The organism is Actinoplanes couchii, from assembly GCF_016862075.1.
In the GTDB taxonomy this organism is placed as follows: Bacteria; Actinomycetota; Actinomycetes; order Mycobacteriales; family Micromonosporaceae; genus Actinoplanes; species Actinoplanes couchii.
The window spans coordinates 201,200-217,035 of the sequence record NZ_BOMG01000064.1 but is presented as its reverse complement, the minus strand read 5'-3'; the positions used below and the strand labels follow the sequence as shown (position 1 = coordinate 217,035).

The 15,836-nt window shown below is 69.6% G+C and carries 12 protein-coding genes; 2 read left to right on the top strand and 10 right to left on the bottom strand.

The genetic code is table 11. From position 1 onward, the window contains the following. The first annotated feature begins 112 nt into the window (after positions 1-112). Entirely contained in the window at positions 113-1,525 is a 1,413-nt protein-coding gene (locus Aco03nite_RS26775) for an extracellular solute-binding protein (protein WP_203799068.1), read from the top strand. Further along, a complete protein-coding gene (locus Aco03nite_RS26770) occupies positions 1,522-3,450 on the top strand; it encodes an ABC transporter permease (RefSeq protein WP_203799067.1) in 1,929 nt (642 codons plus the stop codon). The genes Aco03nite_RS26775 and Aco03nite_RS26770 overlap by 4 nt, the downstream gene beginning before the upstream one ends. 22 nt (positions 3,451-3,472) lie before the next feature. Here Aco03nite_RS26770 and Aco03nite_RS26765 read toward each other — a convergent pair whose 3' ends face one another. The 10 genes from Aco03nite_RS26765 to Aco03nite_RS26720 all read right to left on the bottom strand — a co-directional run bounded on the left by Aco03nite_RS26765 (position 3,473) and on the right by Aco03nite_RS26720 (position 15,752). Then, positions 3,473-6,340, bottom strand: coding sequence for a choice-of-anchor M domain-containing protein (locus tag Aco03nite_RS26765; protein WP_203799066.1), 2,868 nt, complete (start codon positions 6,338-6,340; stop codon positions 3,473-3,475). An 11-nt stretch (positions 6,341-6,351) separates the two neighbouring features. Beyond that, on the bottom strand, positions 6,352-7,203 hold the full coding sequence (locus tag Aco03nite_RS26760) for an anchored repeat-type ABC transporter permease subunit (protein WP_203799065.1): 852 nt from the start codon (positions 7,201-7,203) through the stop codon (positions 6,352-6,354). Position 7,204: 1 nt separating this feature from the next. Then, on the bottom strand, positions 7,205-7,906 hold the full coding sequence (locus Aco03nite_RS26755; protein WP_203799312.1) for an anchored repeat-type ABC transporter ATP-binding subunit: 702 nt from the start codon (positions 7,904-7,906) through the stop codon (positions 7,205-7,207). Positions 7,907-7,920: 14 nt separating this feature from the next. After that, complete coding sequence (locus Aco03nite_RS26750; RefSeq protein ID WP_239145449.1) at positions 7,921-8,790, bottom strand: choice-of-anchor M domain-containing protein; 870 nt, start codon at positions 8,788-8,790, stop codon at positions 7,921-7,923. A 31-nt stretch (positions 8,791-8,821) separates the two neighbouring features. Then, complete coding sequence (locus Aco03nite_RS26745; RefSeq protein ID WP_203799064.1) at positions 8,822-10,339, bottom strand: anchored repeat ABC transporter, substrate-binding protein; 1,518 nt, start codon at positions 10,337-10,339, stop codon at positions 8,822-8,824. A gap of 57 nt (positions 10,340-10,396) precedes the next feature. Further along, positions 10,397-11,017, bottom strand: a complete 621-nt coding sequence (locus Aco03nite_RS26740) for a choice-of-anchor M domain-containing protein (protein ID WP_203799063.1) — start codon at positions 11,015-11,017, stop codon at positions 10,397-10,399. Further along, positions 11,014-11,664 (bottom strand): choice-of-anchor M domain-containing protein, encoded by a 651-nt coding sequence (locus Aco03nite_RS26735; protein WP_203799061.1) that lies wholly within the window; start codon positions 11,662-11,664, stop codon positions 11,014-11,016. The genes Aco03nite_RS26740 and Aco03nite_RS26735 overlap by 4 nt, the downstream gene beginning before the upstream one ends. Before the next feature lie 71 nt (positions 11,665-11,735). Further along, positions 11,736-13,193: a TIGR03773 family transporter-associated surface protein gene (locus Aco03nite_RS26730; RefSeq protein WP_203799059.1), complete on the bottom strand. Its 1,458-nt coding sequence runs from the start codon at positions 13,191-13,193 to the stop codon at positions 11,736-11,738. Next, positions 13,186-14,238, bottom strand: a complete 1,053-nt coding sequence (locus Aco03nite_RS26725; RefSeq protein WP_203799057.1) for a WxL protein peptidoglycan domain-containing protein — start codon at positions 14,236-14,238, stop codon at positions 13,186-13,188. Before Aco03nite_RS26725 ends, Aco03nite_RS26730 begins: the two co-directional genes overlap by 8 nt. Positions 14,239-14,294: 56 nt before the next feature. After that, complete coding sequence (locus tag Aco03nite_RS26720) at positions 14,295-15,752, bottom strand: choice-of-anchor M domain-containing protein (RefSeq protein WP_203799055.1); 1,458 nt, start codon at positions 15,750-15,752, stop codon at positions 14,295-14,297. Positions 15,753-15,836: the final 84 nt, after the last annotated feature.

The following is a 15,836-nucleotide window of genomic DNA, read 5'->3' as shown; positions in this document are numbered from 1 at the left end:
TCGCCATCGGCTCGAAACATTGACACCTTTCTCGGTTCTGCTTTAGCGTCGCGTCCACCTGGTTCGGTATATCGAACCACGTTCGAAATATCGAACATAGGGGTGAGCGGACATGGAGAGACGCAACTTCCTGGGGATCGGCGCGGGAGTCCTCGGCGCGGCCGGGCTGGCCGCGTGCGGCGGCGGCACCGAAGCGCCACCCAAGGTCGCAGCCGAGGTGCCGAAGGAACTGCTCGACGCCGCCACGGCGCTGAAAGGCTCCACGATGGGCCTGCTGTCGCAGAAGCTGTACTCGACGGCGGCCAACGAGAGGCTCGACGCCTCGATCCGGAAATTCGCCGAGGCCACCGGGACCACGGTGGAGAACAGCCTGGTCCAGGCGGACGCCGGTGACGTCGTCGCCAAGATCGACGCCGAGGTCAAGGGCGGCGTGGCCCGCGACATGGCGTTCATGACCGACTCCCGGTTCATCGCGCAGTTCCATGCGCTGGGCGACCTGGAGGACGTGACCGAGGTCGTCACGGCACTGACCGCGGTGTACGGCGAACCCTGCGCCGAGGCCAAGAACTTCTGCGTCTTCGACGGCAAGTGGTACGCCATCCCTTACCACTTCATCGGCATCGGCTCGTTCCTGCGCAAGGACTGGATGCAGGACAAGGGCATCACGCCGAAGGACGCCTACACCTGGGAGGAGCTGCGCGACGTCTGCCTGGCGATCTCCGACCCGGGCAAACGTCGCTTCGGCTGGGGCATGACCGTCAACCGCTCCGGCGACGGCAACGGCATGATCGAGGCGTTGATCAACTCGTACGGCGGGGCGGTGGCCTCCAACGACGGCCGCAAGGTCACCTTCGACTCCCCGGAGACCGTGCAGGCGGTCACCTTCCTCGGCGACATCTACACCAACGCCAAGTACAAACCCATGCTGCCGCCCGGCGTGGACAGCTGGACCGACACCAGCAACAACGAGAACTGGCTGGCCGGAGTCCTCGGCTACACCCGCAACAGCTTCAGCGTCTACGCCGACTCCAAGACCAAGAAGAATCCGGTGTACGCCAACACGCACGTCTTCTCCGACTGCACCGGCCCGGCCACCGACAAGTCGCTGCTGCTCGGCCAGTCCCAGGGCTTCGTGGTGTTCAAGGGCGCCAAGAACGGCGCCCTCGCCCGGTTGCTCGCCCAGTACCTGATCACCGCGCCCGCCCTGGTCGGCGTCGCCAAGGAGGCGCCCGGCCTGGTGATGCCCGCCTGGCAGAAGGTGTGGGACGACGACCCGTTCTTCGCCGGCGGCGACCCGGCGTTCCCGATGCTGCGCACCATGTCGCAGCAGCCGCTGCCACTGGCGACCAAGAACGGCCTGAGCTTCCCGCAGAAGGCCAGCGCCGGACAGCAGGCGGTGGTCGCCGCCTACGTGATGACCGACATGATGCAGCAGGTCGTGCAGGGTGCGGCGCCCGCGCAGGCGGTCAAGGACGCACACGCCAAGATGGTGCAGATCTTCACCCAGCAGGGGCTGCCGCAGTGACCTCACTCCGCACCGGACCGGTCCCGGTGGCGAAGGGGACGTCGCCACCGGGGCCCGGTTCCCTCACCCCGGTCCAGCGCAGGCTGGGCCGGGACTGGCGGCTCGCGGCCGTCTTCCTGACGCCCACCGCCCTGCTCGTCGGCGCCCTCGTGCTGGTGCCGATCGTCCAGTCGATGTTCACCAGCACCACCGAACGGCACGGCGCCGAGAGCGTGTTCGTCGGGCTCGACAACTACACCGCGCTCGCCGGCGACCAGCAGTTCCGGACCGGCGTGGTGAACTCGTTCGTCTTCACCGCGTACGCCGAAGTGTTCAAGGTGGTCCTCGGCCTGGCCGCGGCCCTGCTCCTGCACCGGCTGCGCCGTGGGCGGGCCCTGCTGACCGGGCTGCTGCTGATCCCGTGGGTGGTGCCGACCGTGGTCACCGCGTTCAGCTGGCGCTCCCTGCTCGACCCGATCTTCGGCAGCGTCAACACCCTGCTCACCAGCTCCGGCATCGGCCCCCTGCTGGCGAACCTGCAACTGGTCGACAGCTGGCCGGCCGGCTGGCTGTCCGACCCGGAACTGGCCATGCCCTCGGTGATCCTGGTCAACGTGTGGAAGGGGGTGCCGTTCTTCACCGTCTGCTTCCTCGCCGGGCTGAAGGCGATCCCCGCCGAACTCTACGAGGCGGCCACCATCGACGGCGCCTCCACCTGGCAGCAGTTCCGGTTCGTCACGCTGCCCGGGCTGCGCCACGTCATCACCGTCACGGTCACCCTGTCCTCGATCTGGACGTTCAACAACTTCGACCTGATCTGGCTGCTCACCCAGGGCGGGCCGGGGGACGTGACCGCGCCGTACGTGCTGGTCGCGTACTCGAAGGCGATCCTGCAACTCCAGTACGGTGCGGGCGCCGCCGCCACCCTGGTCATGCTGCCGATCATCGCGGGCCTGGTGTTCTTCCTGGTCCGGCTGCTGCGTGAGGACGGGCCGGCCCGGCCGTACCGAAGAATCAGGGGTCTGCCCTGGGTCCTCACCGCGGTGCTCACCGGCCTGCTGTTCTGGGCGAACCCGGGGATCTTCTGGCGGGCCGCGGTCGTCCTCTCGGTGATCCTGCTGCTCGTCGTCGTGATCGGCCGGGTCACCTACCTGGCCCTGGCCGGCCTGCTCGCCTTCGTGCTCGGCCCGATCTACTGGATCGCGGTCACCGCGTTCAAATCGGAGAACCAGGTCGTCATGCGCGACAGCGACCTGTGGCCGACCCCGTGGACCCTGGAACAGTTCACCGGGCTCTTCGCCAACCAGCCGTTCGGCCAGTGGTACCTCAACACCCTGATGGTGTCGGCCGCGTCCACCACGGTGGCCCTGATCTGCGCCGCCCTCGGCGGATACGCCCTGGCCCGGCTCCGGTTCCGCGGCGCCCAGGGTTTCACCGTGACCGTGCTGCTCACCTACGTGATGCCCGGCGCGCTGCTGTTCATCCCGCTGTACCAGCTGCTCATCCAGACCCGGCTCACCGATTCGCTGTGGTCGCTGGTGCTGACCTATCCGACGTTCACGCTGCCGTTCGCCACCTGGCTGCTGACCGGCTACTTCGCGTCGATCCCGGTCGACCTGGAGGAGGCCGCCCTGGTCGACGGCAGCACCCGCTTCCAGGCGTTCCGGCGGGTGGTGCTGCCGCTGGCGAAACCGGGGCTGCTGGCGGTCGCCCTGTTCACCCTGACCAACGCGTGGAACGAATTCCTGTTCGCCTTCGTGTTCATCACCAAGGACGAGTACAAGACCCTGCCGGTCGGCATGCAGTCGATGATCGCCGGCGACGTGGTCCCACAGGGCCAGCTCGCCGCCGCGTCCCTGCTGGTCAGCATCCCGGTGGTGGTCATGTACGCCTTCGGCCAGCGCTTCCTCACCGAGGGCCTGACCGCCGGCGCGGTGAAGGGCTGAGACGCCCTCCACCGCGGCACGGTCAGAGGGCGGTCAGGGTCAGGGTTCCGGTGTAGACGCCCGGTTCGGTGTCGGTCGGCACGCTCAGCGTCAGGCCGGCGTCCAGCTGGGCGGTGCCCCGGCCGGATCCGGGCGCGGAGGTTGCCAGCGCCGCGCTGGTTCCGAGATCAGCGATCGGGCCCGTCGTCACGCCCTGGGTGTCGCCCTGGGCCACCACCTTCGGGGTCCAGGTGAGGTGGCTGCCGGGGAAGGACTGACCTTTTTCGGTACGAAAGCCGTTCGGTATCTGGCCCGAGGCGGTCCAACCCGGCTTTTCGGTACGGGTATCGGTGATCGTCACCGGCCGCAGGGTGCCGGTGCTCTCCCAGCGGTCGCCGGTGCCGTTGAGGACGGCCGCCGGCAGGATCACCGATCGGTCGGCCACCGCCACGCTCATCACCAGCGCGCCCTCGGCCTCGCTGATCGTCGCGGTCACCGTCTTGGCGGCATCGCCGCCCGGCGGCGGTGCCACCACCTGCAGAGGGGCGGACTCCACGTATTTCCGGCCGTCGTCGAAGGTCAGTCGGGCGAAGACCGTCGCTCCGTCGTCCGCTGCGGACAGTTGCAGAGACGCCTCCCGCTGACCGGCGACCGGGGAGGCCGTCTCCGCGCCTTGTCGCTGGACGTGCCATTCCCATCGGGTCAGCACCGACGCCGGGTTCACCGTGGCGGTCACCCGGTCGCCGGTCTGTTCGATGGCCACCTTCTGCTGGGGCGCGGCACCGTGGTCGTCGACGTGGATGGTCGCCGGCTCGCTGGTGGCCAGGACGTCACCGGCGGCGGACAGCAGATCGGCCTTCACCAGGGTGCCGTCCAGCGCCTGCTCGGCCCGGACCTCGTGCACGGCGGCGGTGGCCTCGTCGATCGCCACGAAGTCGCCCTGGTCGGGGCGTTTCCACCACCAGCGGTAGGTGTCGGTGTCGCCGGCCACCGGGTCGGCGGCCGCCGACAGGCGGATCGTGTTGCCCTGGTGGTAATGGCCGGACAGCGAATCCAGGAACACCTGCTGCTCGCCGGGTGCGGCGTCGGTGACCCGCAGCTTCTGCTGGGCCCATCCGATGGTGTATCCGGTGTCGGCGTCGGTGGTGGTCAGGAAGAGGGTCTGCCCGTCGAGGTCCGCGGTGACCGGCAGCTCCAGCGAGGACGAGGTGGCGCCGGGGATCGGGTCGGTGAGACTCCACTGGTAGGTGACGCCGTCGCGGGCCGGATACAGCTCGGACTCGGCGCGCAGGGTGTCGCCGACTCGGTAGACGGTGCGGATTCCGGACAGCAGCAACTCCCGGTTGGTGATGGCGGCGCTGTGCGCGGCGGAACGGCCCACCACGACACCATCAGGACCGACTATTTCGTACGCCCATTCGTACTGGTTGATCCAGGACGTGTCCAGGAAGTGATCGGTGGGCACACCCGGAACCGGCTTCGGCTGGGACCACTCGCTGGCCGGGTTCCACACGGCGCCGATCGGGACGAGCCGGTTCGCCCAGCGGCCGGTCTCCCCGGCGGCGAGGGGCCGGTGCGTGACCGTGACCCGTACCGGATCGCCGAGGTGGTAGGAGTCGCGCATGCCGGTGACCGTGACCGGCTCGCCGGTGCCGACGTTGGGCCCGTCCACGGTGATCGGGTGGTAACCGGTCTCCTGCAAGGTCTTGCCGTCCGCGCTGCGTAGCTGCACCTTGATCTGGGAGCCGTGCATCGCCACGGTGGCGTCCCGGGTGTACCGGTCGCCACGAAGGGCGAGATAGTCGCTGGTCAGCCCGGCTGGCCGGACCAGCCATCGCCAGGTGTCGCCGTCTCCGGCGGTCGCGCCGGTGATCCCCAGGTCGATGATCTGCCCCGCCTGATACCGGTCGGCGAGACCGGTGATGGCGAACACCTCGCCGCCGGGCTTCTCGGTGACCGTGACAACAACCGGCGCGGAGACCGAGCGGGTGAAGTCGTTGAGGACGTGCGGCACGAACCGGGCGGTCAGTTCCCGGCGGCCCAGCGGCAGCGTGGTGGTCTCGAAGGTGGCCCGTCCGGCGGTGACCTCGGTGTGCCCGAGAACGGTCGTGCCGTCCAGGAACTCGACAAATCCGGAGGCGTCGACCGTCGCGTCCAGGCGCACCCGGTCACCGGCGACGACGCTGGTCGCGCTCGCGGTCAGTGCCGTGGTGGTGGCAGCGGCGGTGGGCATGTCGCCGACCACGAAGGTGTAGGTGGCGCGGGCGGTCTGCCGCTGACCGCCCATAACGACGGCTGCTTCCACGCCGAGGCGGTAGGTGCCGGCTGCGGTGAAGGCCCAGTTCGCATGCATGTGCGTACGGCCGACGGAAAAGGTTTTGAGGTCCTGACTCGAGGACCACAGGCGTTTGGCTCCGCCGAATCCGGCCGCGGTGAACAGTTCCAGGTTGCCGGGGCCGTCGACGCCGGTCAGGGTGAGGGTGGTCTGATTGTTCTCGATCGCGCCGGCCGGGATCGACTCGGTGGAGAAACCGGGCCACAGGCGACCGGACCCCGGGTTGGATTCGGGTGCGATCCAGACCTGGCTGCCGGCGGGGGCGATGAACTCGTAGCCGGCTGGGACCGTCGCTTGGGCGTCGTCGGCCAGGTGGAACCAGATGTCGCCGGAGGCGAACCGGGTGCCGTTGCCCTCGTCGACGTCGGCCTTCGACGCCAGGGTCAGCTTGCCGTCGTCGAGGAAGGTGGACACCGCGTCGGTGTGCACCCCGGCGATGATCCGGTGTTCACGGGGTTGCGGGGCGGGCCCTTCGGCCGCGGTGGCGGAGGATGCCGGGGCCAGCACGACGGCGGTCCCGGCGACGACTGTCGCCAGCATCGCCGCCCGGCGACGCGGGGCGGATAAAACGGACACTGTTGTGCCTTTCACGAGGGGCGCAGGCGCATGAGGACGCCGTGACGAGGGGCGAACAGGTGGGCCAGCAGGAACGCGCCGGTCAGGGTCAGCACGATGGTGCCGCCGACCGGCAGGTCCCAGGACCAGGACAGGTAGAGGCCGATCAGCGCGCACCCGGCCCCGATCGCCGGAGCTACGGCCATCATCACCGGCAACCGGTCGGTGAGCAGGCGGGCGGTGGCGGCCGGGGTGACCAGCAGCGCCAGCACCAGGATGTTGCCGATGGTCTGGACGGCCATCACCACGGCGAGGGTGACCAGCACGTACAGCAGCAGGTCGAGCCAGAAGACCCGCAGCCCGAGGGCCCGCGCCATCTCCCGGTCCAGGGTGACCGCCACGAACTCCTTGTGCAGCAGGAAGACGGTCAGCAGCACGCCGACGGTGGTGCCGCCGACGATGTACAGGTCCCGGTCGGGGATGCCGGTGATCGACCCGAACAGGAACTGCTGCAGCGAGCCCGCGTATCCGGGCGCCCGCGAGATCACCACGATGCCCAGGGCGAACGCGGCGACGAAGAAGATCCCGATGACCGAGTCCTCCTTCAGCCGCCGGTTCTGGGCGAAAACGGTCACCAGCAGGGCGGTGACGACACCGGCGAGGGTGCCGCCGAGGACCAGGCTGCCGGAGAACAGGAACGCGATCGCCAGGCCGGGGAAGACCGCGTGCGCGACGGCGTCACCGATGAACGCCATGCCACGCAGCACCACGTAACAGCCGACGACCCCGCACATGACGGCGGCGAGCACCGCGATGGTCAGCGCCTTGGGAAGGAACGCCAGGTCCGGATTGGCCAGGTCGGCCAGGAACTGCCACGGCGACACGTCAGGCCTCCACCAGATCAAGCGCTTTGAGCAGGTGACTTGCGGGGCCGACGTCGAAGGTCCGCATCCAGATCCCCGGATCCTTCAGCGATGCGGGCGGGCCGCAGGCGATCACCGTGCGGTTGAGGAGGATCAATCGATCGCAGCCGTACGCCGCCGCGACCAGATCGTGGGTCGCCATCAGGACCGATCGGTCCCGGGCGATCTCGGTGAACAACTCGGTCAGCGTCTCCTGGGCGGGCATGTCCAGACCGGTGAACGGCTCGTCCAGCAGCAGCACCGCCGGTTCCAGCACCAGCGCCCGGGCCACCAGCACCCGCTGCCGCTGCCCGCCGGACAGCTCACCGACGGGTCGTTTCCGCAGGTCACCGAGGCGGACCTGGTCCAGGGCGGCCCAGGCGGCGCGCCAGTGCGCGACGGTCGGGCGGCGGAACAGGCCGATCCGCCGAACCAGGCCGCTGAGCACCGCGTCCTCGACCGAGGCGGGGAAGTCCCAGGTGAATTCGTGGCGCTGCGGTACATAGCCGGTGGTGCCGGACGTGACCGTTCCTGATCGCAGCGGGACCAGGCCGAGGGCGGCCCGCATCAGGGTGGTCTTGCCGGCGCCGTTCGGGCCGAGCAGTGCCGTGAAACCGGTCTCCAGGCGAAGATCCACATCCCGCAGTACGGGCCGGCCACCGAGATCGGCACACACTCCGGTCATCTCCAGAGCCGCGGTCACCGGGTGTCCCCGGCCCGCCGGCGCACCGTGGACTGCCGCCACACGAGCGCCGCGACCAGCAGCAACGTGGCGATGACGGCGATCGCCACGAACAGCAGGGCGTTGCTTCCCGCAGCGGCCGGGGCAGCGACGGCGGCGGGGGAGACGGGCGCGGACGGCAACGGTCCGGTGAAGGTCGCGCCGAAGGCGTCCGCCGGGTCGGTGGAGTCGCCGACCGCGAGGCGCAGGATCGTGCGCGCGGTCGCCGTCGAACCGTCGGCCAGATCGGCTGTCACGTCCACGGCCAGCAGATACGTGCCGGTCTTCGCGAATACCCAGTTGGCGTGGGTGTGCGTGTTGGTCTCCACCCACAGCGGCTGCGGGTACGGTTTCGCCGAACTCCACAGCACCCGCGGCGCGCCCAGATTGCCCGACTGCAGGAACACCGTGACCGCGCCCGGGCCCTGCACCCCGCGCAGGTTCAGCGTGACACCCCGGCTGATCGCGGCCATCACCGCCGGATCCTGGGTGTTCCAGCCGATCCAGACGACACCCGGCTTCTCGGTCTGCGGTACGACATGGACCGTCTCGCCCGGGGCCGAGCCGAGGAACGCATACGACTCGTCGTCGGGAACCTGCAGCTCGGCGGTGTCCCGCACGCGCAGCACGGTCTCCGCCGGGTCGCGCCACACCGACGGGACCGCGTGGTCGTCGTGGATCTGGATCGTCCACTTCCCGTCGTGCAGCCGGGGGCCGATGTCGACGTGCCCGGTCTCCAGGACGGCCCGGCCGCTCGCCTGGACCTGACCGGGGTCCACTGTCTGATCCAGATCACCGGACGGGGTGGGCGCCATCACCAGCGCGAGCGCCAGAACTGCTCTTATCAAGGGATCTTCCTGTTCAGGTGAGGCATCGTCGTCACGTCAGGCATCGTTTTAGGGAGTCGGCGTTGAACCGCATCATCGACACGTAGTCGGTGACCCGGCCGTCGAAGGCGTCGCCGTAGATGTCACAGACCCGCACGTCCTCCTGCTTCGCCACCTCGACCAGCGTCGACGAGCGGGCCTTCAGGTTCGGTTCCAGGAAGACCGCCCGGACGTGCAGGTTCCGCAAGGTCTCGGTGAGCCGGCGCCGGTCGGCGAGACTCGCCTCCACCGCCGGATTGGGCGTGACAAAACCGGCGACCGGCATGCCGTAGGCCTTCGCCAGATAGGCGAAAGCGTCATGCGTGGTGACCAGATGTCGGTTCGCCGTCGGGATCGCGTCGATCTCCTTCTTGACGTACGCGTCCAGCGCGCTGAGTTCACCCAGGTAGCGGTCGGCGTTGGCGCGGTACCCGGGGGTGCCCGCCGGGTCGGCCGCGATCAGGCTGTCCCGGATCAGCTCCACGTAGGCCTGGGCGTTGCCGACGTCCTGCCACAGGTGCGGGTCGATCTCACCGTGCACGTGCCGCCCGAGAACCGCCTGTGGGAGCTGGTAGATGCTGGTCCCGGGTCGGCCGAGGAACCGCCAGCCCGGCCCCGCGGGCACCTCACGCAGGGCTTTCACCGGGACTTCGACGACCGTACGCGCAGGGTCGAGCCGTTGATCTTCGGCCAGTAGATAGATCTCGCCGGTGTCGATGTCCGTGGTGACGTCGGTATGACCGCCCCGCAGAACCGTCACGTCGGGTGAGAGGTGCGGGTCGACGCCGACCGCGAAGGTGATCGTCTGCTCGTTCATCGGGATCGGCCTGCTGTCGGCGGTCACCGCCAGCTCGGCGCGCAGCGTCAGCCGGTAGACGCCCGGCTCTCTGAACGCCCAGCTCATGTGGGTGTGCGCGTCCGGTGGCAGGATCATCGTGTCGTCCCGGAAGCCGTTGGCCGCCTCGAAACCGTCGCCGGAGTCGAAGAACGTGTCCGGGTTTCCGAACGACTCCGTCAAGTAAGCGGTCGCCCGGCCCGGTCCGGACACGCCGGTCGCCGACACCCGCACGTCCGAGGACCGGTCCACCCCGTGGGCCGCACCCTCGCCCCGGGCCCGCATACCCAGCCAGACGGTGTCCAGCGAGACGTCCTCGACGAGGGGGATGATCTCGGCGGCGTACTTGGTCGCGCCCTCGGCCAGGGAGATCTGTTCGACGCCGGAGGGCAGGTTGGCGTCCAGGGTCTTGATGACGTTCTGGGCTTCCAGCATCAGGTAGTTGCTGAACGCCACGTCGGCGTAGACGATGTTGCGCACGTCGCGCAGCGTCGGCTCGTAGGCGTGCGCGTCCGCGTTGTCCGGCACGATCGAGTCGACGAGCACCTGGTCACCGCCGACGTTACGGACCAGGTCGGCGAGGATCCCGGTGGTGGTGATCACCTGGACCCGGCTGTCGTCGGCGGAGAGGGCGGGCGGAGCCGCGCAACCGGCCAGCGTGAGGCAGGCCACGAGCGCGACGGGGATGCGGTTCATTAGTCTCCCGGAGTGGGCCCGCTCCAATTCCAGTGGAGCGGGCCCACCCTGATTTCCTTACGGCAGGACGGTGAAGGTGAACGCCTTCGCGCCCGTGGTCACGGTGGCTCCGGTACTGGCGAGCCGGGCGGTCACCTCGAACGTGGCGGTGTAGGTGCCGGCCCGGGTGAAGCCCCAGTTGGCGTGGGCGTGCGAGTGGTAGGGGACGGATTTCGTGTCGGGCAGGCCGTCGCTGGAGTCGAAGATCCGGGTCGGGGTGCCGGCCGCGACGGTGTAGACGCTGACGTTGCCGGGCCCGGTGACACTGTTCAGCCGGAATGTCATCGAGTTGCCCTGCAGCACCCCGGCCGGGACCTCGCTGGTGTCCCAGCCCGCCCACAACAGACCCGCGGTGTTGCTCTGCGGCAGCACCCACGCGGTCGCGCCGGGGCTGCCCAGGAACGACCAGGAACTCCCGCTCGGCACGGTGATCTTCGCAGCCGCCGGGACCTGGAAGGTCACGTCGGCCGGGTCACGTTCGACCAGGCTGCCACCCGTGTCGTCGCCGACCGCGAGGGTCAGCGTGCCCGGAGCGGCGTAGTCGACGTCCAGGACGTCCACGTGCCCGCTGGTCAGCGTGATCGGGGCGGCCAGCGCGCCGACCGAGACGGCGGTCAGTATCGCGGCGACCAGGTTCACGGCTGCACCACGATCCGGTACGTCTCCGGCTCGGACGTGACGGTGCTGCCGTCGACCAGGGTGCCGGTGGCCCGGACCTTGATCAGGTAGACGCCGGCCTTGGAGAACGCCCAGCTGGCGTGCAGGTGGGTGCCGGTCGCCAGCGGCAGCGCGTCGGGCAGCCCGTCGGCGCTGTCGATCAGCACGTCCGGGGTGCCGACGGCGTCCTCGGTGAAGACGGCGACCTGACCGGAACCGGTCACCTTCTCCACCTTGAGGGTCACCTGGTCACCGGCGAACACGCCGGCCTCGATCTCCTCGGTGGCGATGCCCGGCCAGAGCAGGTCCTCGTTCTGGATCTCCGGCAGGATCCACACCGGCTTGCCGGCGGTGCCGAGGAAACCGTAGGCGGGGTCGGCCGGCACCGTGGTCTTCGCGGCCTTCTTGACCAGGAAGACGACGTCGTCGACCTCCCGCTCGACGTCCGGCTCGACGGTCTCGTCGTGGACGCCGATCTCCAGGGCGCCGTCCTCGTACGCCACATCGACCAGGTCGACGTGGCCGGCGCTCAGCACCACGACCGGGGTGGCCTGGGCGGGGACGGCGGTGCCGAGCAGGGCGGCGGCGAGGACGCCGGTGCCCAGCAGCGCGCGCAGCGGTTTACGCAAGGGAATCTCCTTGATACGAGTCCGGTGTTCGATCACCGGATCGAAGTAAACCTTAATGGTTTTCATTTTCATTAGGAAGGGTCGGGAGTGGACTTTCGGCGCCGGGACAGCACCACGACGGCCGTCCCCACGCCGAGCAGCAGCACGCCGCCGACGGCGATCGACATGACGTCGGTTCCGGTCTTGGCCAGGCCGCCGCCACCACTGTTGGCCTTGTCGTTGCCGCTGGTGTCCTTGTTGCCGGCGTCGTTGCCGCCCTTGTCGGTGCCGGTGTTGCCGCCCTTGTCGGCGCTGGAGCCGGTGTCGGTCGAGTCGCCGACTGCGAAGGTCAGCGCTTTTGTGTCCGAGACGCTCTTGCCCGCCGTCGTCGTCGCGGTCATCTCCACCGCGAGCCGGTAGATCCCGGCCTTGGTGAACGCCCAGTTGCCGTGCGCGTGGGTGTTCGGGGCGATGCTCAACTGCTGCGGCAGGGAATTCGCCGAGTCGAAGATGACCTCAGGGGTGCCGAACGATCCGGTCAGGAACAGCTTGAACGCGCCGGGGCCGGTGACCTGCTTGAGACGCCAGGTGACGTTGCCCTTGGTGCCGCTGACCACCGACTCGTGCTGGGTGTTCCAGCCCGGCCAGACGATGCCGGACTGCTGGGACTGGGGGAGCAGGTAGACCTTGTCGCCGGCCTTGCCCAGGAAGGCGTATCCGGCCCCGGCCGGCACGTCGATCTGCGCCTTGCTGGTGACCTTGAGGGTGACGGCGGAGAGTTCCCGCCAGGTCGGGGGAGTGGTGGTGTCGTCCTTGAGCCGGATCGTCATGGTGCCGCCGGACAGGTTCGGTCCCATGTCCACGTGCCCGTCCGAGATCACCTTCTGCCCGGCCGCGGCCGTGGACGCCGCTGCAACCGCTCCGGCCTTCGGCACCGCGGCCTTCTGTGGGGCGGCCTGCTGCGGGGTGGCCTGGGCTTTCGTTTGGACCGAGATGCTGTAGACGGCTTCGTCCGTCAGCTTTCCCGAGGTCGCGCGGAGCGTCACCCGGTACTCGCCGACCGCGTCGAACATCCACACCACGCCACCGAGCCGTTGCCCGGCGGGCAGATTCGTGCTGCGTGGACCGTCGCTGTCGAACAGCAGGGTGGGCCGTCCCCACTCGGAGAGCGTGTAGGCGGCGAACGATCCCGGGCCCTCGACCGAGGCGAGTTCCAGCGTCACCTCGCCCTTAGAGATCGCGGTGGTGTCGAAGGTGGAGAACGGCGAGCCCTCCTGCAGCGACCACACCGGCGCCCCCGCCTTGCCGAGGAACGCGAACTCCGGGTCGTCCGGGATCGTCCCGGCCGGCGACCCGGAGGCGGTGAACGCCAGCGATCGCGGGTCGGTGTCCGATCCTGATTCGCTACGGAAACTCATCCGCAACTCACCGGACTCCACGGTCAGGGCGACGAGATCCGACCCGTCGGCCTGCGGGGCCGCCGACGCCGGTGTGCCGGTCCCCAGCACCACGGCGAGTGAGGCGGTGACGGCAGCGGCGGTCTTACGCATGCGGCTCACTCCTTGATTCCGTTCGGGATGCGGCCTGGTCGCGGCCTCGTTGTTCGGCGGCGGCCAAGGCGGCTGTCATGCGGCGGGCGCGGCGGCGGCGGGCCAGCAGCCAGGCGACGGCGAGGGCTGCCAGCAGGGCCAGGATCGCGAGCTGGGGCCAGGGGACGAGCCAGAGGCTGTGCCGGGTGACGGCTCGTACCGGCAAGGGACTGATCTCCCGGCCGTCGGCGGTTGCCGGCCGGATCTCGATGGTCAGCGACTCGTGGAACAGCGGCGGGACCGTGTCGAGGACGATGCTGGTGCGCAGCGATCCGCCGGGCAGGATCTCCGGGACCGCCACCGGGGCGCTGTCCCGGGCGCCGAGACCGAACGGGCCGGTGACCCGGGCGGACAGGGCCCCGGTCAGGCGTACGTTGCCCGGATTGGCAATGGTGAGATCGGCCGTGACACGCGGCAGCCGTAGCGGGTTCCAGGATGTCGCGGCCTCGACCCGCACCTCGGTGACGGCCAGCGACGGATTCAGGGGCCCGGCGACCCGCAGGTAGACCCGGGTGCCGACCCGGTGATCGACGGAGACCTGGTTGCCGGCGGCGTCGGTGCCGGCGGCGACGAGCGAGGCCACCACCCCGGCCGCGTGGTCACCGGGGGTGGCGTTGGCCGGCACGGTGACGGTGAACGGCACGATCACCCGCGACGACGCCGGCAGCGTGAGCCGCTCCTGACCGAGTGTGATCCACGCACCGGCGTCGGTGGCCGCCGCGTTCCCGGCCCGCAGGTCGAATCCGCCGCCCGCGGTCGTGAACGCGTCGTTCGGATAGAGCCGCAGCGTCAGCGGCTGCGTCGAGTGGTTGGTGACAGCGACGTGATCGGAAACGGTCGCGCCGGGGTCCAGTTTGTAGTCCAGAGCGGCCCGCCCGTTCGGCCCTTCCGGACCGGAGGGAGCGACCGACCAGGTCAGCGATTCGGCCGCGGCATGCGCGGGCAGAGGCAGAAAGGACAGCGTTGCGAGTACGGCTACAGCAGCCGTGGCGATGCGGGTGCGCATGGGAGTCTTCCGGGTCGTGGGGCGGGACCCCGGGGAGAGGGCCGCCCCACGACGTCTTAGATGGCGGTCAGGGTCAGGGTGCCGGTGTAGGTGCCGGCCGCCGTGTCGGTCGGGACGCTGAGCTTCAGCGCCGCGTCCAACTGGGCGGTGCCCCGGCCCTTGCCGTTCGGCGCCGACGCGAGGGCCGCGCTGCCGCCGAGGCCGGTGCCCGGCTGTCCGGAGACGTACGGCGCCGAGACCGGTCCGGCGATGACGCCCTGCTGGTCGCCCTGCGTGGTGACGCTGGGGGTCCAGCCGAGGTAGCCGCCGGCGAAGGTCTTGCCCTCGCTGTTGCGGAACCCGTCGGCGACCTGCCCGGACACGGTCCAGCCGGGCTGGGCGGCCCGGGTGTCGGTGACCGTGACCGGTTGGAGGGCGCCGTTGCTCTCCCACCGGTCACCGGCCGCCGACAGTGCGGCGGCGGGCAGGGTGACGGTGCGGTTCTCGGGATCGACGCTGATCACGAGGGCGCCGTCGGAGGCGTTGATGGTGGCGGTCACCGTCTTGGCGGTGCTGCTGCTGTCGTCCGGGAACGCCACCCACAGCCACGCCGGGTCGCTGGACGCCACCACGGTGCTGCCGTCGTAGAGCTTGACCAGGTATTCCGCGCCGTTGAGGGCACGGGTGGCGGTGAAGCGGTACGCCGCGCCGGTCTCGCCCTCGATCGCGGTGTAGTCGCTGTCGCCCTGCTTCTTGCTGAACCACTGGTAGCGGGTCAGCGAGCCCTGGGGTGACTGGACCGCCTGGAGCGTGACGGCGGTGCCGGGTTGCTGGTCGCCCTCCGGCATGCCGGTGATGCTCAGGCCGACCGTGGACTGCGTGTCACCGACCACGAACCGGTAGTCGACCGGGCCGGTGGACAGTTTTGTGCCGTTGGCCAGGGTGGCGTCGGCCTGGAACTTCAGCGTGTACGTCCCCGGGGCGGAGAACACCCAGCCGGCGTGCGCGTGGGTGTGCACCGGCACGTCAAGCTTGTCCGGCAGGCCGTCGTTGCTGCGGAACTTGATGTTCGGCGTACCCAGGGAATTGGTGTCGAAGAGGGTCACATCGCCGGGACCGTCCACGCCGGTCAGGCTGATGGTCACCTTGTCGCCGGCGAAGACGCCACTGCCCAGGGTGGTGGTGTTCCAGCCCGGCCACAGCAGGGCCGGGTCCTGGACCTGCGGAAGCATCCAGATTTTGCTGCCCGGTGACCCGAGGAACGCGAAGGCCGGCAGGTCCGGCACGACGGTCTCGGCGGCGGGCAGGACCTGGAAGGTGACGTCGGCCGGATCCCGTACGACGGCGGGGCTGATGGTGTCGTCCTTGACCTTCAGCTTCAGAGCGCCGCCCTCGTAGTGCACGTCGATGGCGTCGGTATGCCCCTGTGCCAGCACCACGGCCTCGGCGGCGAGCGCGGGTGCCGGTGCGAACAGGGCTGCGGCCAGGGTGAGACCGATGACCGCAGTCGTCACCCGTAGGCCTGGTCTCGTCACGCGGACCTCCTTTCTGTACTTGCAGTACTTGAAAACGACTCTCGTTTTCAAGTGGACGCCAGCATGCCAGAAAGTTCGCCCTCA

What these genes read in the sequence shown, in the direction of transcription:
- Aco03nite_RS26775 (WP_203799068.1), top strand. Translation starts at nt 113, where the DNA reads ATGGAGAGACGCAACTTCCTGGGGATCGGCGCGGGAGTCCTCGGCGCG.
- Aco03nite_RS26755 (WP_203799312.1), bottom strand. Translation starts at nt 7,906, where the DNA reads ATGACCGGAGTGTGTGCCGATCTCGGTGGCCGGCCCGTACTGCGGGAT.
- Aco03nite_RS26745 (WP_203799064.1), bottom strand. Translation starts at nt 10,339, where the DNA reads ATGAACCGCATCCCCGTCGCGCTCGTGGCCTGCCTCACGCTGGCCGGT.
- Aco03nite_RS26730 (WP_203799059.1), bottom strand. Translation starts at nt 13,193, where the DNA reads ATGCGTAAGACCGCCGCTGCCGTCACCGCCTCACTCGCCGTGGTGCTG.
- Aco03nite_RS26725 (WP_203799057.1), bottom strand. Translation starts at nt 14,238, where the DNA reads ATGCGCACCCGCATCGCCACGGCTGCTGTAGCCGTACTCGCAACGCTG.